This window comes from Nautilia lithotrophica, assembly GCF_054656815.1.
This window is the reverse complement of the sequence record NZ_BAAHXN010000002.1, coordinates 389,112-406,737: the sequence shown is the minus strand read 5'-3', so window position 1 is coordinate 406,737 and position 17,626 is coordinate 389,112. Positions and strand designations below refer to the sequence as shown.

Here is a 17,626-nt window from a genome sequence, read left to right as displayed (position 1 = left end):
ATCAGTCCTTCATGACAATTAATTCAATATATTCTACCCCTTCGGCATAAACTGCAATACTTTTATCTTTTTCAATATTATTCCATTCATTGGAATAGGTATTAATTTTGTAATAAACAACATCATCTCTAATCGGCATACCTTCAAGTGCCGAAACTTCCTGCATTTCGACACCATCTAACGCTCTTTGAATTAATACATTTAACCTCTGTTTGGAAGAAACTTTTATAAATTCAGCATACTTGCTTTTAAATTCATCAATATTTTCAGGTTTTATTAAAATATAATATCTGTATTTTTTTTCAAAAATGTCTTTTGGTAATTCCGCACTGAAAATTGAATCTTCTTTATTCAGTGTAATTGTAAATTCAGGTCCCATAACCATATCATCCAAAAGTTCTTTTAATAAAAGATGAAATTCATCGAATACCTTACTCAAATTGTTATGATCGTATTTACCAATTAAATATTTGCCGCTTTTTGCTTTTGCGGTGTAATCAATCCTGTCTGTAAATACACTAAGTTCTGCAATTAATTCTTTTAATGATGAATAAAACTCAAACGGATGTATTTTTTTCTTTTCAAAAATCACAGACAGATATGCGGCATTTTTATTGAGTATTTGAAGTATTAATAAAAATTTTACATATTTATTACTGCTAATTCCGGTATTAAAAGGAAGTTTGTATTCATTTAATTTGTTTATCTTAGAATTTAAAGTCTCAAAAAACTTTTCCAGGATTTTCACACTTTTTTTATTGTCAAACATATTTATTAAAGGTGGAATAAATTTATCATTTATTTCTTTTTCATCAAGGTCTATTTCGCCAATTAAAATCAGTTCATATTCATTAATTTCATTAATTTCATTTTCCAAAAATAGTCTAACCGCATATTTTAAAAATTTTACATCCGCTTTTTCTGAAGTCGAATACATATCATTAATTTCTTCACCTCTAATATCGCATATAAACCTTTTATCGGCTTTTATATTATTCAAATCATCAACAACTTCTACATTATCAGTATCTAAAAAACGTTTTATCCCCAAATACACTTTTTGTCTGCCGCTGCCGTCCAATTTTTTGTTAAATACAATCGAATTATCTTTTGATACGATACTTGCATCTTTTAAAACAACTTCAAAATCATCTAATTGTAGTTCATTGTTTAAGATTGCCTCATTATTAAATTCAACTTTTCTAACACCCCAAAAATAAACTGCAAAATCTTTAAAAATTTTTAACGCTTCATCTATGTTGCTTTCCAAAATCTGAAAATGCTGAGGTTGTAAAAAAAGCCCCTGATGCCAAAAAATTTTTTTCATTTTTTTCCTTTAATTTGTATATTATCCTCTAAAAAAACAATATTGGTATTTAAATTTTCAATGTATTTTGTAGGTTTCCAGAATTTAACGGAAGTAAAATACGCATTTTTAATTTTTAGGGGTATTAATATACATTTAGGAGAATTAAAATAACCTGCAACAATACCTATATACTTTGTATTTTGAAGCCTGTCTTCAATAATGCTTCCTTTTTGAGCGGGAAAAATAATTTTTTTGGTTACATTAAGCACGGATTTATCAAAAATTTTCCCTTTTAACAATTCATAAACACCGCTTTGGTCATTACATAACGCCTCAAACATATTTTTATCCGACAATTGATAAATGAAAACAATTATCGAATGGGCTTCATTTTCAAAAAAATTTAATCTATTCGAACTCTCGTAATTTATTTTAATACCACCCGGCTGATATGAAGTTTTTATAGGTGTAGGTTGAGAAGAAGAACCACATCCATAAAATAAAAAAATTATTAAAAATAATAAATATTTTTTCATTTTTAATCCTTTTCAGGAACGCTATATAATATTATAGCTTATAATTAAGGAAAAATTAAATTTTTATCTAAAATCTACTTTTACAATTTTTCCAAATTTAAGTCCGTTTCCTACAAGTTCCACTTTATAACTTGTTATATACTGAGTGTCGGGAACGTTCCAGATTTTATATATTTTAAAATTGCTCTTTTTGCCGTTTATATAAATCTGTTTGTTTTTAATAAAATCTATATCTTCAATAGGAACAAATATAGTTAATTTTTGTCTGGATATATCATATACATCTGCAATTAAAACACCCGGCGCTACATAATCACCTCTGTTTACATAAATTTTATAAACATAACCTTTTACTTTAACACTTTTTTTTGAAATAGTGTCTTTTAATTTTTCTATGTTAGCCAAAGTATTATTAAACTGGGATTTTAAATTCAAAAGCTGATTTAACGCATTCATATAATCGTAAAATTTTAAATCTTTTTCACTTTGTGATTTCGTTTTAAGCGTTTTGTATTTTTCATATATTTTCTTTTTTCTTTTAACTACCGCACTTTGATTTATTATCTCTTCATTTAAAATTTTTACCTGTGCTTGCAGGTTTTTTAAATCTATAAGATTTTGTTTATCGTCTATTTTTACAATCTCTCTGTTTTGAACATTTTTAGCCTCAAGGTTTTTATTTGACAAAATTATTTCACCTGTAACGGAAGCTTTGATTTTATATATTTCAAAAGGTTCCACCTTTGCCTCATATGCAAATAAAAAAACCATACTTAACGCAAAAATTAAAAATTTTTTCATTTCAATCCTTTTATTTATTTCTTCACAATTTATCTACTTCACAACTTAATTACTTATCTAATTAATAATTTTCCCTCACACCGCTTCGGCTATTTTTTCATACTCTTCACTTTCACCTTTTATAAATGCCTGAACAATCGGGTTTTGTGAATTTTTAAACTCATCAACACTTCCGTATTCTATTATAACCCCGTTATAAAGCATTGCGACATAATCGGCACTTTTGAATGTCTCTTTCAGATCATGAGAAATAACAACGCTTGTCATTGAAAAATCTTTTGTTAAATGTTCTATCATTCTTGTAATTTTATCACTAATTATCGGATCAAGTCCACTGGTAGGCTCGTCATACAGGACATATTTTGGCTTGAGTATTATAGCTCTTGCCGTTGCAGCCCTTTTTCTCATACCGCCGCTAAGCTCGTGAGGGAAAAGTTTTGATACTCTTTTTGCTTCAAGTCCTACCATTTCAAGTGTTTCATACACTCTTTTTTCAATCTCTTTTTTTGAAAGTTTTGTGTGTTCTCTTAAAGGAAATGAGATATTATCAAATATGTTCATACTATCAAAAAGCGCACCTTCCTGAAAAGTAAACCCAACCTTTTTTCTGATTTCATAAAGCGTTTTAATATCCGCTTTACCCACATCAACACCATCAACCAATACTTCCCCGCTTGTAGGTCTTAAAAGTCCTACGATATGTTTTATAATTGTGGATTTCCCCTGTCCGGACATACCAAGGATGTATGTTGTTTTGTTATCGTGTATTGTTAAATTAATATCCTTTAAAACCTCTTTTGAACCGAATACTTTTCTTAAATGCTTAATCTCTATCATTTAAAACCTTAAAAGTTTTTTAAACATTTTATCAAAAATATGATATAATATATTAATTAATGTATGCCAAGGAGGCAATTATGAAAATAAATGAATTCAACACCTCAAATTTAAATAATTCATTAAACAACATTAACAATAATATTGAAAAATTAGCCGATCCTTCAAAAACCGATAAAGTTGTTAATGCATTTATACAGGATGTTTATGAAAATGATATTAATACTTCATTGCAAGAGATAAATAATTTCAATGAAGCAATAGGATTTATGCAAATAGCAAACGGCGCTTTAAATTCAATAAGTGATAATTTAAATCAGATTAAAACACTTCAAGTAGCCGCAAATAACGCAACTTTAAACAGCGATAACCTCTCGGCAATAAATTCTCAGATAACCGCTCTTTCTCAAAACATTAACGATATACTCTCAAACACAACATATAACGATAAAAATGTTTTCGGTGAATTTAATATGAGCGGAATAAATATTAACATATCTATGCCTGAATTTTCAGTTGACAATATTGACGATTTTGAAAAATCTTTAAATAGTGCTTTAAGTGCGATCGGTTCTTTTAATAATGAAGCGGTGGCAAAAGTAAATAATTTGGCAAATTTTGTTGTAAATACTTCAAAAGCAAAATCGTCAAACGAAGTTGACATTGCAAAAGCAGTTACAGATATGAAAAATGAACAGATCAAATTAAACGCATCAATATATGCGCAGGTTCATAATATTACAATGTCACAACAGAATTTAATGAATTTATTAAAATAGGAGAAATAATGGCATTATTGCCTGTAAATACTTATTATCCTTTAACTTATCTGCCGAGTGTTTTTAATACAAAACCTGTAACTTTTAATCCTGAATATATTAACAATTTAATTGCATTAAGAATCACGGATTATTTTTCTCCTACGCAGTTTGCGACAAATCCTCTTTTTGCAAATGTAGATACTTTTCATCAAAATGTAGGTATACTACAAACGGCCGTAAATTCTCTTGAAAAAATTCTAACTCTTACGGATACTCTGCAACAAATTAACAATCCGACACAAGAAATAATAAACGAATTTACAGAAGAAATAAACGACATTATTAAAAATACTGAATTTGACGGATTGAATGTATTCCAACAAACACTAAACATAAACGGAGAAGACATTAATTTAAACATTCCTTTATTAGACCCAAATAACCAAACAATTGAAGAGTATACAAAACTTATTTCCGAAAAATATGATTCATTATTTAAAACTTTACAAAACATCAGCTTTACACTGCCTTTTGAAACTTCATTCAATCCATACAATATTTACTTTCCGATATATACATCTCAAGCATTTAATTATTATTCGATAACTCCTCAAACTCTTGAATTATTACTTTTATAAACTTAACTTATTTTTCAATTATTTATAATAATTATATAATTTTTTAGCTATAATAATTGTTGAACTATCAACGAAGGAGAACAAAATGAAAAAGCTATTTGCATTTTTCGTGATTTTAGGTATGTTTTTAACAACTGCCAGTGCAGATTTACTTAAAGATGTGCAAAGTCGCGGTGTTTTAAAAGCAGGTGTTAAATATGACTTCCCGCCATTTGGGTATGTAAACTCCAAAGGTCAGGTTGTAGGGTTTGACATTGACTTAATTAAATACATTGCAAAAAAACTTGGTGTAAAACCTCAGTTTACTCAGGTTACTTCAAAAACAAGAATTCCAATGGTTCAGAGCGGAACAATAGATATTGCAGCTGCAAGTATGACCCACAAAGTAAAAAGAGATTTGCCGATAGATTTCACTATCAGTTACTATTTTGACGGACAATCAATTTTAGCAAGAAAAGACTGCAAAGCTAAAAGTTACAAAGATTTCGCAGGTAAAAGAGTCGGTGTAATTCAAGGTGCTACAAGTGGTGACAACTTTAAAAGAGTATGTCCAAAAGTTAAACTTGTTTATTTCCAAGAATATCCTCAAGCTATAATGGCTCTTAAAAGGGGAAAAATCGATGCTGTTTCAACTGACTACACTTGGTGTGCAACTCAAGCTAAAAATTCTCACGGACAATTTAAAGTGATCGGTAAACCTTTCACATTTGAACCTTATGGAATGGGTGTAAGAGAAAATGAATCTAATTTTAGAGATGCTGTAAACTTTGCAATTCAGGATGCTGTAAGAGACGGAACTTATCAAAAACTTTATAAAAAATGGTTCGGAACAGAACCAAACAGACTTCCTGAAGTTTGGCCTAAATAATATTTTCCCCTTTTGGGGGATATAAAAGGTAAAAAAACATGGGTTATGAATTTGACTGGGGTGTATTGATTGAATATAAGGGCCTTTTAATTCAAGGTCTCATTACTACTATAAAGCTGTCAATTTTAGGTATTTTTTTTAGTTTTTTAATCGGTTCGATAGTCGGAATCGGAAGAGCATCAAAAAACTTTTGGTTGTCACTTTTTGCAAGCTACTATGTAGAAAGCTTCAGAAATATTCCTTTAATTGTTCAAATGTTTTTTATCTATTTTACTTTTACACTTTCACAAATATTCCCTTTTTTAAACAATTGGGGAGAATTTCTACATATTCAGGATGTTGATGCATTTTTTTCAGCGCTTTTAGCTCTTATACTTTATACGGGCGCATACATCGGCGAAGTGGTAAAAGCAGGTATTACTTCAATTCCAAAAGGTCAGTTTGAAGCTGCTCAATCACTTGGAATGAACAGATTTCAGGTAATGTGGTATATTATTTATCCACAAGCGATTAGAATAATCATTCCACCTCTAACAAGCCAGTTTTTAAACCTGATTAAAAACTCTTCACTTGCTATGACAATAGGCGTTGCGGAGCTTACATTTGCTACACAGCAAATAGACGCCGAAACGTTCAGAGGATTTGAAGCGGCTACGGCGGTTACGATTTTATATATCTTCCTGACATTAACAACATCATTTTTTATGAATTTAATTGAGATAAAATTCTCAAAAGGTGTAAAAAATGCTTAAAAATATCGAAAACTATTTTAAAAAACACAAAATTCAGTTTTGGATTTTTAACATTATCGTAATAGCCGCTTTACTTAAAACATTTCAAATGATTGCCTACCCGGAAACGCATTTCGACGAAGTTTTCACAAAAGATAATATGAAATTTTTATTTTTCGGAAAACCCGGAGAAATCGGAGGACTTGCACTTACTTTCATACTTGCGGTAACTTCGATTTTTCTAAGTTTTATTGTGGGATCAATATTTGGTATTGCCAGATGGTCAAGTATTAAAATTATAAAAATTCCTGCAATTTTATATATCGAACTTTTACGTGCAACACCTTTACTTATGGTAATATTCTGGGTCTTTTTTGCAATTCCGGTATTTTCAATGGCGTTTTTTAATACGCAAGCACACGTATCACCAACTATTGCGGCCATAATCGCATTTACATTATTCACAAGTGCTTATGTAGCCGAAATAGTAAGAGCCGGAATCAACTCAATTCCTAAAGGGCAGTTTGAAGCTGCAAAATCACTGGGCTTTAACAATACCCAGACATTTTTATATATAATCCTGCCTCAGGCATATAGAAAAATGATTCCCGCATTTGTGTCCCAGTTCGTTGCTTTATTTAAAGATACTTCATTAGCATATACTATTGGAGTTATTGAATTTTTCAGAGCTGCAACAATTATAAACAACAGACTTTATTTAAGTTTTGAGATATTCAGTTTTGTAGCACTTGTATATTTCAGCATAGCATTTAGTATGAGTAAATTTTCTCATCAATTAGAAAAAAAAGTAGAAAAACAGCTTAACGCATAGGAGATTTGATGGAACCGATTATTCAGATGAAAGATATCCAAAAATATTATGGGGATTTTCACGCTTTAAAAGGCGTAAATTTCAATGTTGACAAAGGTGAAGTAGTAGTTGTCTGTGGTCCGAGCGGTAGTGGTAAATCTACACTTATTAGATGTATAAACAGACTTGAAGACATAGACAGCGGAAAAATAATTGTAGATGGACAGGATTTATACGACAAAAAAACAAATATCAATAAACTACGTCAGGAAGTTGGAATGGTATTCCAGCATTTCAACCTTTTCCCGCATTTAACCATTCTTGAAAACATTACAATAGCACCCATAAAAGTTAAAAAAATGCCAAAAAAAGAAGCGGAAGAGTTGGCAATGCAGCTTCTTGAGAGGGTTAAAATACCTCATCAGGCAAATAAATATCCAAGTGAACTTAGCGGTGGTCAAAAACAAAGGGTTGCTATTGCAAGAACGCTTGCAATGAAGCCTAAAATTATTCTTTTTGACGAACCTACAAGCGCACTTGATCCGGAAATGATCGGTGAAGTTCTTGATGTTATGAAAGAACTTGCTCGTGAAAACTATACGATCGTATGCGTTACTCACGAAATGGGATTTGCTAGAGAAGTAAGTGATAGGATCGTTTTTATGGATGCGGGTGAAATCGTAGAAGAAAACACACCTGAAGAATTTTTCAACAACCCTAAAACTGACAGGGCTAAAAAATTCTTAAGTGAAATTTTGCATCATTGATATGCAAACAATAAAAATTAATATAAAATTACATGAAAAAAAAACAAAGGAGTAAACAATGAAAAAACTAGTTATTGCTCTTATAGCATTGGCATCAATGCTGTTTGCAGCGGATTTTAATGTATGGAAAAATTCAACACTTCATTCAATCGTTCAAAAAGGTGAACTTAGAGTTTGTTTAGAACCAGGTTACGTTCCATTCGAAATGAGAGACAAACATGGAAGAATTATCGGTTTTGACGTGGACATTTCCAAAAAAATGGCAAAAGACATGGGTGTAAAATTAAAACTTGTCCCAACTGCATGGGATGGTATTATTCCGGCACTTATAACCGGAAAATGTGATATTATCATCTCAGGTATGACTATCACTCAGCAAAGAAATCTTAAAGTTACATTTGCTAACCCATACTTCTTAGTAGGTCAAACTCTTCTTGTTAATAAAAAACACGCAGGTGTTAAATCATATAAAGATTTAGACAAAAAAGGCATTGTAATAACTACAAAACTCGGAACAACAGGTGAAATTGCGGCAAGAAAACTTTTCAAACACGCTACTATTAAAACATTCGATAGCGAAAGTGCAGCTGTTCAGGAAGTTCTTAATAACAGAGCGGACGCATTTATTTACGACAAACCTTACAATGAATTATTTATGGCAGGAAAAGGCAAAGGAAAACTTATTTTCTTAAAACAAGATTTAACTTATGAACCTTTAGGATTTGCGATTAATCATGGAGATCCTGATTTCCTTAACTGGTTAAATAATTTCCTAAGACAAATCAAACATGACGGAACTTATGACAAATTCTACAAAAGATGGTTCCAAAGCACTGACTGGCTAAAAAGAGTGCAATGAAACAATCAGTAATAAAAGATAAAAGGATCGGGCAGCTTTTTGCCCTTTTATTTTATGTGCTTTTAGGATGGTTTTTATATCAAGCTGCAAGTAAAATAAATTATACGTGGAAATGGGATATGATTCCCAAGTATTTCGTATATGAAAAAAAAATCCCCCTTACATCTCCATGTGACGGAAAATTAGTTGTAAAACAAAACAGCGCTGAAATAATTTGTGAAGATAAAAGTATAAAAACTTTTGATTTAACGGGTTATAAACTTGAATTCAAAAACGGCGATTATCTATATCAGGATGACGAGTTTGCTTATAAATCCAAACTCGAACCTGGTCCGTTCATAATGGGGATATGGGTTACAATTAAAATTTCAATCATTTCAATGGTTATCGCTTTTATTATCGGTCTTATAATTGCCATAATGAGACTAAGCGGCATTCCGGCGCTTGATTACATAGGAAGCGTGTATGTTACGGTAATCAGAGGAACACCTCTATTGGTTCAGCTGTTTATTTTTTATTTTATAGTTGCCACGATTTTCAACTTGCCGAGATTCTGGGCAGGGGTGATGAGTTTATCCATTTTTTACGGAGCATATATCGCAGAGATTTTAAGAGGAGCTATTCAAGCAATAGACAAAGGACAGCATGAAGCAGCTAAATCTTTGGGATTTACATCTACTCAAAGAATGCAGCTCATAATATTGCCTCAGGCTTTAAGAAAAGCGCTTCCGGCACTTGTTGGTGAACTTATTTCACTAATTAAAGATAGTTCACTTGTATCTATTATTTCAATTACAGATCTTACAAAAGTGGGACGCGAAATTGTTGCAAACACTTTCTCACCTTTTGAAACGTGGCTGACTGTTGCGGCGTTATATTTAATGCTAACTTCAATTCTTAGCTTCATAGGTCATAAATTAGAGAAAAAAATGAAAGCAAAAGGCGGAATTTGATCAATTTCGCCGATTTTTTGCTCTTACTTGTTGCAATATTTTGGGGAGTCACTTTTAAACTTGTCCAAAATGCCATTGCGGACATTCCGGTATTTATGTTTTTATTTTTACGTTTTTTTGGTGCATTTTTATTAATGTTTATTATTTTCTATAAAAAAATAAGTTTTGATAAAGATTCTTTAAAAGCCGCTTTTATTTTAGGAATATTTAATTTTCTGGTTTTTTCATTTCAAACATTTGGGCTTTTATATTCACCATCATCTATTGTAGCTTTTATAACCGGTCTTTATGTAATTTTAACCCCGATTGTCGCTTTTTTTATATTTAAAAAACATATTTCAGTTTTTGCTATTATAGGAGTTATTCTTGCTTTTTTGGGTATTTACCTTTTAACGGGAGCTGATATCGGTGGATTTGGAAAAGGTGAAATCTTAACTCTTATTTCAACGGTATTTGTTGCTTTTCATATTAATTATACTGATATATATTCCAAAAAATACAATCTTTATACTTTAGTTACATTTCAGTTTTTTGCTGTAGGAATTTTAAGTTTATTGTTTGTTCCTTTTGAAAAAGGTCATACAACATTTTCAACAGATGTATTAATTGCTCTTATAGTTACGATTTTATTTGCAACAATTTTTGCTTATTTCATTCAAACTTATGCACAAAAATTTACCACCCCTACAAAAACCGCCATTATTTTTGCTATGGAACCAGTCAGTGCGGCAATTTTCGGCTATTTCTATGGAGAACATTTAAGTATTATACAAATTTTAGGTGCAGTTCTTGTAATAATTGCAATGCTCATAGCAGAAATCGGTGATTTACTCTTTAAAAAAATTTTTAAGAGAATTTAAATCTTTTATCAAAATTTTTTTATGTTCTATTTTTTCTATTATTTTTTTATTAATCATTTCATTTATAAACGTTGAAAATCTCTGTCTACTTATACCCAAAAAAGACGCCGTCTCCTCCATTGTGCAATGTATATCAATAATAATACCTGTATCTGTTTTAATCCCTATGCTATTTGCTAAATCCAATAAAAAATCTCTTATCCTTTCTTTGGCACTTTTAAATGCGAGAGATTTTAATATATCCCTTTCAAGAGCAATATTATAATTAATATTATTTAATATCAAATTGACAAAATCACTATTTTTAAAAACAGCAATAAAATGATGAGATTCAAAAAAATAAAATTCACTATCCTTTTTAGCCATAATCATCATATCATTATTACAAAAACAAAAATTATTTCTATGAAGAAAATATAATATAAGTTCTTTATTTTCTTCAAATAAAGAAATTTTTAATTCTCCTTCTTTTAATACAAGAATTCTTGGAGTTTCAGGATAACATATTTCATCTTTTTTTAGAAATCTGTGAGGTATATCTGAAAAAAAATCATTATTAAAAAGTTTTTCTATCTCTTTTGAAGCAATTAAAACTCTGCAATTTTTCATTTTGTCAAATCTTTTACATTTTTTTTATACTTAATGAATTATAATTCATTATGGTTAAATAAAAATTAAGGAGGTTACAATGAAAATTAAACATCTTGCATTAGGACTTGTAATTGTAGAAAGTTTGGCTTTCGCACATACTTTTAAATTAGCTGATACCATTAAAGGTATGGGACCTAAAGTGGAAGCTTTAAATAAAATGTGTCATTCTTACGAAAAATATATTAATTACATTACACCGGACGATTTAAAAAAATGGATGGAAGAAGATAAAGATTTCACTATAGTGGATGTTAGAAGCATTGATGAAATGAAAGGTGGAGAAATTGATTGGCCTGATTATGACGAATATCCTTTAGGTCAGATTCCAGTTTATGCTGCAATGGGAGCTTTCAAACCAACATCTATTTATGTATTTGTTTGTGCTACTGGGCATCGAGCAGTAATTGCAGGAGGACAACTTGTCAAATGGTTTGGTATACCTAAAAAAAATATCTATATTTTAAGGGGAGGAATAAACGGATGGCTTAATACTGGTTATAGTGTAGTTAATAAAGTTACAGAATTTGGTGGATTTACAAAAGGACTTAAAGCTGTAAACAATCCAAAAGAACCTATTATTTTAGACCAGTTCTAAAGATTCCAAATTCCCCAGGCCACCTGGCCTACACTGATCCCCCCGTCGTTAATCGGTATTTGTTTATTGAAATATATTTTTTTATTTACTCTTTTAATTACTTGTGAAAGCAAGGTTTTGTTTTGAAAAACACCGCCACCGAGTATAATATCCAAATCATACATATTTGAAATTTTTACAATTGCTTCCACGATGGAATTAATAAACACTGATGAAATCAATTCAAAATTTCCTCTGTTTTCAGCGGCAAAATTTAAAATAGGATAAAAATTAATCTCTTTATTTATTTCAAAATCTATATAGTCTTTAATACCCTCATTATAATATTTTTCAATCATAAGTCCGCTAACACCTTCCCATTCATTTCTTTCAATCATACCGCTTAAAAACGCAACCATGTCAAATATTCTACCCATTGAAGATGTTAAAGGAAACGAACCATTTGAAAGGTTTTTTGCTAACTTATAATTTTTAAAATTTTTGGCAATTTCGTCATTCAATAATGCAACGGCCATATTTGAAGGGTTCTTTACGGCTTTTTCTCCACCTATTAATTTAAACTGCTTAAAATGATGGATTCTTTTATATTCGTGTCTGTCGCAAATAAACACTTCTCCACCCCATATACTTCCATCATCCCCAAATCCGGTGCCGTCAAATATAAATGCAAGATATTTGCCATCTAAATCATATTCAAACATAGTAGATACTGCATGGGCATAATGATGTTGGATTTGATATATTTTTTATCCTGTTTCATCGCCCATTTTGTAGATTCATAATATGGATGTTTGTCGCAGATAATAATGTTCTCTTTAAAATCATAGAGTTTTCTAAATGTTTCTATTGTCCTTTCAAAATACTCTATACTTCCAAGTGTTCCCAAATCACCTATATGGGGCGAAAGAATAAATCTATCCTTAAACGCAAGTGAAATGGTGTTTTTCTGATTGGCACCCACCCCCAATATATTCAATGGAGAATTGAGAATGGAGAATTGAGAATTATTATTTATTTTTTCATTCTCAACTTTAAGTTTCTGATTAGAATAATTCAACTTTTCATTGTTCACTTTTAATTTTTTATTTATTTCATTTTCTTTATTCTCCCTTCTTAATTCTCCATTCTCCATTCTACATTCTACATTCCTCATTAAAGGAGCATATCCCCTTGAACACCTCATGGTTATATATTCATTTCCAACCGCCTGCACTACGCTGTCATCACATGCGTTTACTATATCCCTGTCGTTATCTAAAATATAATCAACCACGCTTCCTAATTTTTCAATTAACTCATTGCTATCTCTTATAATCGGCTCGTCTGAAATATTTGCACTTGTGGCAACTATCGGAAAATCGATATATTCAAACAAAAGATAATGCACCGGCGTATAAGGCAAAAACACCCCGTATCTGTCTATTCTATCGGCAATCCCATTTAATTCCACTTTTTTCTTTACAAGGGTTATCGGTTTTTCTTTTGAAGTTATAAGATCAATATCTTTTTGAGTTAATTCGCAGTATTTTTTAATAGTTTCAATATTTTTAAACATCATTGCAAACGGCTTGGTAGGTCTTTGTTTTCTGTATCTTAATTCTTTTACGGCTTTTTCATTTGTTGCGTCACATACCAGGTGAAAACCCCCAAGTCCTTTTATTGCTACAATTTTCCCCTCTTTGATTTTTTCAGCAATCAATTCAATTTTTTTAATTCTCCATTCTCCATTCTCAATTCTCAATTCTTTCCATGTTCCATTTTCCATTTTACATTTTACATTTAATTCGGGTCCGCACTCAAAACAGCAGGTAGGCTCGGCATGGTATCTTCTATCAAGAGGATTGGTATATTCTTCGTAGCATTTATCACACATTTTAAATTTAGCCATTGAAGTGTTTTTTCTGTCATAAGGTATGTCTTTTATAATAGTATATCTTGGACCACAATTAGTGCAGTTTATAAATGGAAAAAGATAACGCCTGTTATTTTTATCAAACATTTCTTTTAAACAATCGTCACATATCGCTATATCAGGCGAAATTGATGTAGTTTTTGAGGTTTGTTTTGATTCTATAATTTCAAAATTTTGATAGTTTTTTAGTGGCATCACTTCTTTTTCAATAGTATCTATTCTGGCAAGAGGAGGTAGATTTTTTCTAAGAGAATCAATAAATTTATTTATATTCTCACCTTCGATTTCTATAATAACTCCGTCACTGGAATTTAAAACAAAACCTTTTAAATTAAGCTGTTTTGCAATTCTGTAAACGGTCGGTCTAAATCCAACACCCTGGACTATTCCGTTGATTTTATATTTAATTCTCAACCAAGAGCCTTTTTTAAAATTTTACAACAATTAAAAAGGAGGAAAAAGGAAAAAAGGAGAAAAAATGAAAAAAGCAACTTGCTTTCATTGAAATTATACCTTTTTAAGGTTAAAATGACATTAACTCTTTGAGAGTATTACTGCACTTCCAAACGCTTCTATAGCACCACTTACAGGCAATGCTTTTGGTGTGAAAGTCGGAAAATTTTTCTTAATATTTGTATAGATTTTATTTAAAAATTCACCTTCAAAAAGATCTCCAACAATCACAGCACCATTAAGTGGAGACTCTTTGTCAACCGTTTCGTATGTATTACTTAAAAATTCAGCAAAACTTTCAAGCACTCCAAAACTTAGCAGATAATTATCAACGCCGGCAAGTTTAAAACTCATAGCTGTTCTAATAGCCCAAAGAGGATCAAGATTTTTATCTTTCATTTTGTAATCGATTCTCGGGCCTTTTTTTGCCATTGCCGAATTTGCGTAAATTAGAAGTTTTTCATAAGCTTCGTCAATATTATCCGAAAAACCTAAAACTATTCCGATAAGTCCCCATAAATATGCAATCCCTTGTTTTTTAGTATCTAATTTTGCATTTATTGCATTTCTGAAAAGTTCCGGTTCTTTATTTGAAAAATTGTTTATCAATTTTTCACCTGTATCGTTCATAATTTTTATAGAAGCAAAAACTTCTTCGAAATTTTTAAATTTAAAATCAAAGTCGATATATTCTACAAGACCGAATTTAGGGGAATTAATCATTATTTTATTTTCATTTTCTTTATAAAATGCAAATCCCATCGTAACTTTATCTTCCAACTCCCACTGATTCATAACACCAAAATATCCTGCAAAAGGAAGATTTACTTTTGGTTCTTCATATTCTTCTGTTTTTGTGATAATAGTTTTGTTTTCTTTAGACAAAGCTTTGAAACATCCGCATTTAATTTCAATATCTTTACCAAGATACTTTTCAAATTTAGGAAGAAGACCTCTGTCACCTTTTGAAATCAAAATATCGTGATTTTTTGTATCTGTTACTACGGCAATCGGGATTTCGTCTTTATTTGTTACTTCAAAAGAAAAATCATCACTTTTTTCACTTTTTTTAAGTCCAATTAATTTAATATCATTTTTAATCTCTTCGCATAAAAGTTCAAGCACCATACAATCAGGAAGTTTGACTAAAAATGCAGGATTTGAAAGTCCAAACTCTTTTTTAAAATTAAGATTTGTTTTAAGATTTACGAGAGGTTTTTCAATGCTTCCGAGCGCTTTTGCATCCCCTTCAAAACTCATAAAATACGTAGCTACCGCCGCCAAATCAACTGCCACTATCTGCTCGGCACCTTCAAGATTCGTTGATACTTCAAATTTACCGTTCATTGTCTGAATGTAAATACTACCTTCATTTTTTAGTTTACTTGCTAAATTTTCAAATATATTTTTATAATTTAATTCTCCATTCTCAATTCTCAATTCTGCATTTTTATAACCGCATACTTCACAATGATGAAAAGGATTATAATAATTTTCGTTTTCAGGATCTTTTACTTCACTCAGACATTTAGGACACGGAGGCACATTTATTTCAGGAAAATCCTTAACTAAATCATCATTAAATTCTTCAACAACTTCTGCATTTAATGATTTTAAAAATATACTAAGAGGTAATTCACGTGAAAGTTCTCTTGAAAAATTATCAATATCTTCTTCATTTCCATCAACAAAAGCATATAAATTTTTTAAATCTCTGCTAAGTCCCATTCTTACATTAAGCCTTTTGGCCACTCTTAAAAGAATTTTTTCAATTATCCCGTTATTACTATCTAATTCAAAAATAAATTTTAATACCATATTTTCCCTTTTTTATAAATTAATATTATTAGTATATTATGTATGTTTTATTTAGTCAATTAATAATTAAAATTACTATATTAATTTTTACTTTCAAAACCTCTTAAGGACTCTTCAGGAACACCTCTTTTATACGATTCTTTTGCAATCTGAGTAAGTGTAACCTTGTCATTTTTAACTACAGGTTCTACTCCGAGTTTTTTTATTTCGGTAATTAATATTCTTTCCATAAGTTCTGCTGCTTTTTGAACTTCAGGCGTTATACTAAACGTAGTGTCTTCACCTATTACATATGGAACAACGCCTATAATTTTGGTTTCAGGTAAATCTCCCATCATTTCAATCATTTGTAGTGTTTGAAGCATTTCAACTTCATGTGCGCTCCCCTGCCAACTCACGCACTCAGGCACGTCCCTGAAATCAAAAAAATAAACATCGCCGATATTTGCTTCATCAACGTCAACGCAGTCAAAAATAAAAACTTTATCATAATCTGTAATAATCGGTATTAATCTTTGAGCAAGTGTCCCGCCATCAATTATATCAACCTGATGAGGGCCAATGAAGTCATATTTTTCATCAATAAAATTTGCAAGATGAACACCTATACCCTCATCTCCAAATAAAATATTCCCTATACCTAAAACCAATATTTTCATAACAACCTTTCTTTTTTAATTTAAAGTGAAAAGTGTAAAGTGAAAAATTAAAAGGAGTTTTTAACTTTTCATTTTTCACTTTTCATTATTCCCCGCAAGGGGGAAAAGGTTTAGTGGTCTTCTTTTTCCCATTTCATTCCTGAGAAGATTGCATCCATACCACCATTTTTACCAAACACTGCATTATATACAGCCATATAAATGTGGATAAATACAACAACGATAATTGCCCACATAAATATATGGTGCCAAATTCTTACGTATGCTAATCCTCCAAAGAATGTTTCAACAGATTTAGCTAACGGATAGAAAAACGCACCAAGTCCGTTATGATACACTTCAGCGTAAAGCGCTAGCCCTGTTAAAATAATTCCATAGAAAAATACATAAAGCATACTATAAGCCCAAAATTGTAACGGGTTATAAACACCTTTTGTGTGAGGGTGTTTTGAAATTAATAGATAATATCCAACTTGCTGGAGAGCCACTTTAATATTAAACGCATCCTTAAGTGAAGCTCTTTCATATTTTCCTTCTCTAAAAAAGAAAAAGAAAAACGTTTTATATAAAACGGCACCAATCATTGCAAAACCGAAAATAATGTGCCATTCTCTTAAATATGCCTGTAAAAATCTTGTAGGTTCAGGTGACACATTTGCATATGTAATAAAAGGATTAGCAATGTAAAATCCTGTTGCAATAAGGGCAAAAATTGCTATTGCCCTTATCCAGTGCTGCCATCTGTATCCGGCAGAAAACTCAATTCCTCCCAGATATTCTCCCATTGGTTTTAAAAATTTCATGGTT

20 protein-coding genes are annotated in these 17,626 nt (G+C 30.7%); 10 read left to right on the top strand and 10 right to left on the bottom strand.

All coding sequences use genetic code 11. From position 1 onward, the window contains the following. Position 1: 1 nt before the first annotated feature. The 4 genes from tssK to ACYQ19_RS06665 form a co-directional block, all read right to left on the bottom strand. Entirely contained in the window at positions 2 to 1,327 is a 1,326-nt protein-coding gene (gene tssK / locus ACYQ19_RS06680; RefSeq protein ID WP_459978656.1) for a type VI secretion system baseplate subunit TssK, read from the bottom strand. After that, positions 1,324 to 1,845, bottom strand: coding sequence for a type VI secretion system lipoprotein TssJ (gene tssJ, locus ACYQ19_RS06675; RefSeq protein ID WP_459978655.1), 522 nt, complete (start codon positions 1,843 to 1,845; stop codon positions 1,324 to 1,326). Before tssJ ends, tssK begins: the two co-directional genes overlap by 4 nt. Before the next feature lie 63 nt (positions 1,846 to 1,908). Beyond that, positions 1,909 to 2,646, bottom strand: a complete 738-nt coding sequence (locus ACYQ19_RS06670; RefSeq protein WP_459978654.1) for an efflux RND transporter periplasmic adaptor subunit — start codon at positions 2,644 to 2,646, stop codon at positions 1,909 to 1,911. Between the two features lie 75 nt (positions 2,647 to 2,721). Continuing rightward, a complete protein-coding gene (locus tag ACYQ19_RS06665; protein WP_459978653.1) occupies positions 2,722 to 3,483 on the bottom strand; it encodes an ABC transporter ATP-binding protein in 762 nt (253 codons plus the stop codon). Between the two features lie 80 nt (positions 3,484 to 3,563). Between ACYQ19_RS06665 and ACYQ19_RS06660 the strand changes: the two genes are divergently transcribed. The 9 genes from ACYQ19_RS06660 to ACYQ19_RS06620 all read left to right on the top strand — a co-directional run bounded on the left by ACYQ19_RS06660 (position 3,564) and on the right by ACYQ19_RS06620 (position 10,731). After that, positions 3,564 to 4,262 carry a flagellin gene (locus tag ACYQ19_RS06660; RefSeq protein WP_459978652.1) on the top strand — a complete coding sequence of 233 codons (699 nt, stop codon included), beginning with the start codon at positions 3,564 to 3,566 and terminating at the stop codon, positions 4,260 to 4,262. A gap of 8 nt (positions 4,263 to 4,270) precedes the next feature. Beyond that, complete coding sequence (locus tag ACYQ19_RS06655; RefSeq protein WP_459978651.1) at positions 4,271 to 4,882, top strand: glycoside hydrolase family 18 protein; 612 nt, start codon at positions 4,271 to 4,273, stop codon at positions 4,880 to 4,882. An 85-nt stretch (positions 4,883 to 4,967) separates the two neighbouring features. Then, entirely contained in the window at positions 4,968 to 5,750 is a 783-nt protein-coding gene (locus tag ACYQ19_RS06650) for a transporter substrate-binding domain-containing protein (RefSeq protein WP_459978650.1), read from the top strand. A 38-nt stretch (positions 5,751 to 5,788) separates the two neighbouring features. After that, on the top strand, positions 5,789 to 6,502 hold the full coding sequence (locus ACYQ19_RS06645) for an amino acid ABC transporter permease (protein WP_459978649.1): 714 nt from the start codon (positions 5,789 to 5,791) through the stop codon (positions 6,500 to 6,502). Further along, complete coding sequence (locus ACYQ19_RS06640; RefSeq protein ID WP_459978648.1) at positions 6,495 to 7,313, top strand: amino acid ABC transporter permease; 819 nt, start codon at positions 6,495 to 6,497, stop codon at positions 7,311 to 7,313. The genes ACYQ19_RS06645 and ACYQ19_RS06640 overlap by 8 nt, the downstream gene beginning before the upstream one ends. A gap of 8 nt (positions 7,314 to 7,321) precedes the next feature. Next, positions 7,322 to 8,059, top strand: coding sequence for an amino acid ABC transporter ATP-binding protein (locus ACYQ19_RS06635; RefSeq protein ID WP_459978647.1), 738 nt, complete (start codon positions 7,322 to 7,324; stop codon positions 8,057 to 8,059). 58 nt (positions 8,060 to 8,117) lie between these two features. Beyond that, positions 8,118 to 8,918: a transporter substrate-binding domain-containing protein gene (locus tag ACYQ19_RS06630; RefSeq protein ID WP_459978646.1), complete on the top strand. Its 801-nt coding sequence runs from the start codon at positions 8,118 to 8,120 to the stop codon at positions 8,916 to 8,918. Continuing rightward, the gene (locus tag ACYQ19_RS06625; protein WP_459978645.1) at positions 8,915 to 9,871 is read left to right on the top strand and encodes an amino acid ABC transporter permease; all 957 of its coding nucleotides are present in this window, start codon (positions 8,915 to 8,917) and stop codon (positions 9,869 to 9,871) included. The genes ACYQ19_RS06630 and ACYQ19_RS06625 overlap by 4 nt, the downstream gene beginning before the upstream one ends. Further along, entirely contained in the window at positions 9,868 to 10,731 is an 864-nt protein-coding gene (locus ACYQ19_RS06620) for a DMT family transporter (protein ID WP_459978644.1), read from the top strand. The genes ACYQ19_RS06625 and ACYQ19_RS06620 overlap by 4 nt, the downstream gene beginning before the upstream one ends. Here ACYQ19_RS06620 and ACYQ19_RS06615 read toward each other — a convergent pair. Continuing rightward, positions 10,699 to 11,340 carry a Crp/Fnr family transcriptional regulator gene (locus ACYQ19_RS06615; protein ID WP_459978643.1) on the bottom strand — a complete coding sequence of 214 codons (642 nt, stop codon included), beginning with the start codon at positions 11,338 to 11,340 and terminating at the stop codon, positions 10,699 to 10,701. The genes ACYQ19_RS06620 and ACYQ19_RS06615 overlap by 33 nt on opposite strands. A gap of 79 nt (positions 11,341 to 11,419) precedes the next feature. On the opposite strand from ACYQ19_RS06615, the gene ACYQ19_RS06610 reads away from it, so the two are divergent. Beyond that, positions 11,420 to 11,977, top strand: a complete 558-nt coding sequence (locus ACYQ19_RS06610) for a rhodanese-like domain-containing protein (protein ID WP_459978642.1) — start codon at positions 11,420 to 11,422, stop codon at positions 11,975 to 11,977. Here ACYQ19_RS06610 and ACYQ19_RS06605 read toward each other — a convergent pair. From ACYQ19_RS06605 to cybH, 5 genes are all read right to left on the bottom strand, one after another. After that, positions 11,974 to 12,678: a Kae1-like domain-containing protein gene (locus ACYQ19_RS06605; RefSeq protein WP_459978641.1), complete on the bottom strand. Its 705-nt coding sequence runs from the start codon at positions 12,676 to 12,678 to the stop codon at positions 11,974 to 11,976. The two genes, ACYQ19_RS06610 and ACYQ19_RS06605, sit on opposite strands and share 4 nt — an antisense overlap. Continuing rightward, the gene (hypF, locus tag ACYQ19_RS06600; RefSeq protein WP_459978640.1) at positions 12,660 to 14,303 is read right to left on the bottom strand and encodes a carbamoyltransferase HypF; all 1,644 of its coding nucleotides are present in this window, start codon (positions 14,301 to 14,303) and stop codon (positions 12,660 to 12,662) included. Before hypF ends, ACYQ19_RS06605 begins: the two co-directional genes overlap by 19 nt. 120 nt (positions 14,304 to 14,423) lie before the next feature. Beyond that, positions 14,424 to 16,160, bottom strand: coding sequence for a hypothetical protein (locus tag ACYQ19_RS06595; protein ID WP_459978639.1), 1,737 nt, complete (start codon positions 16,158 to 16,160; stop codon positions 14,424 to 14,426). An 80-nt stretch (positions 16,161 to 16,240) separates the two neighbouring features. Then, positions 16,241 to 16,819 (bottom strand): HyaD/HybD family hydrogenase maturation endopeptidase, encoded by a 579-nt coding sequence (locus ACYQ19_RS06590; RefSeq protein ID WP_459978638.1) that lies wholly within the window; start codon positions 16,817 to 16,819, stop codon positions 16,241 to 16,243. Positions 16,820 to 16,929: 110 nt separating this feature from the next. Next, complete coding sequence (gene cybH, locus ACYQ19_RS06585) at positions 16,930 to 17,622, bottom strand: Ni/Fe-hydrogenase, b-type cytochrome subunit (RefSeq protein WP_459978637.1); 693 nt, start codon at positions 17,620 to 17,622, stop codon at positions 16,930 to 16,932. Positions 17,623 to 17,626: the final 4 nt, after the last annotated feature.

Bases quoted from the DNA above. Each gene is read 5' to 3' on its own strand.
- tssK (WP_459978656.1), bottom strand. From the start codon at position 1,327: ATGAAAAAAATTTTTTGGCATCAGGGGCTTTTTTTACAACCTCAGCAT.
- tssJ (WP_459978655.1), bottom strand. From the start codon at position 1,845: ATGAAAAAATATTTATTATTTTTAATAATTTTTTTATTTTATGGATGT.
- ACYQ19_RS06670 (WP_459978654.1), bottom strand. From the start codon at position 2,646: ATGAAAAAATTTTTAATTTTTGCGTTAAGTATGGTTTTTTTATTTGCA.
- ACYQ19_RS06665 (WP_459978653.1), bottom strand. From the start codon at position 3,483: ATGATAGAGATTAAGCATTTAAGAAAAGTATTCGGTTCAAAAGAGGTT.
- ACYQ19_RS06660 (WP_459978652.1), top strand. From the start codon at position 3,564: ATGAAAATAAATGAATTCAACACCTCAAATTTAAATAATTCATTAAAC.
- ACYQ19_RS06655 (WP_459978651.1), top strand. From the start codon at position 4,271: ATGGCATTATTGCCTGTAAATACTTATTATCCTTTAACTTATCTGCCG.
- ACYQ19_RS06650 (WP_459978650.1), top strand. From the start codon at position 4,968: ATGAAAAAGCTATTTGCATTTTTCGTGATTTTAGGTATGTTTTTAACA.
- ACYQ19_RS06645 (WP_459978649.1), top strand. From the start codon at position 5,789: ATGGGTTATGAATTTGACTGGGGTGTATTGATTGAATATAAGGGCCTT.
- ACYQ19_RS06640 (WP_459978648.1), top strand. From the start codon at position 6,495: ATGCTTAAAAATATCGAAAACTATTTTAAAAAACACAAAATTCAGTTT.
- ACYQ19_RS06635 (WP_459978647.1), top strand. From the start codon at position 7,322: ATGGAACCGATTATTCAGATGAAAGATATCCAAAAATATTATGGGGAT.
- ACYQ19_RS06630 (WP_459978646.1), top strand. From the start codon at position 8,118: ATGAAAAAACTAGTTATTGCTCTTATAGCATTGGCATCAATGCTGTTT.
- ACYQ19_RS06625 (WP_459978645.1), top strand. From the start codon at position 8,915: ATGAAACAATCAGTAATAAAAGATAAAAGGATCGGGCAGCTTTTTGCC.
- ACYQ19_RS06615 (WP_459978643.1), bottom strand. From the start codon at position 11,340: ATGAAAAATTGCAGAGTTTTAATTGCTTCAAAAGAGATAGAAAAACTT.
- ACYQ19_RS06610 (WP_459978642.1), top strand. From the start codon at position 11,420: ATGAAAATTAAACATCTTGCATTAGGACTTGTAATTGTAGAAAGTTTG.
- ACYQ19_RS06605 (WP_459978641.1), bottom strand. From the start codon at position 12,678: ATGTTTGAATATGATTTAGATGGCAAATATCTTGCATTTATATTTGAC.
- ACYQ19_RS06595 (WP_459978639.1), bottom strand. From the start codon at position 16,160: ATGGTATTAAAATTTATTTTTGAATTAGATAGTAATAACGGGATAATT.
- ACYQ19_RS06590 (WP_459978638.1), bottom strand. From the start codon at position 16,819: ATGAAAATATTGGTTTTAGGTATAGGGAATATTTTATTTGGAGATGAG.
- cybH (WP_459978637.1), bottom strand. From the start codon at position 17,622: ATGAAATTTTTAAAACCAATGGGAGAATATCTGGGAGGAATTGAGTTT.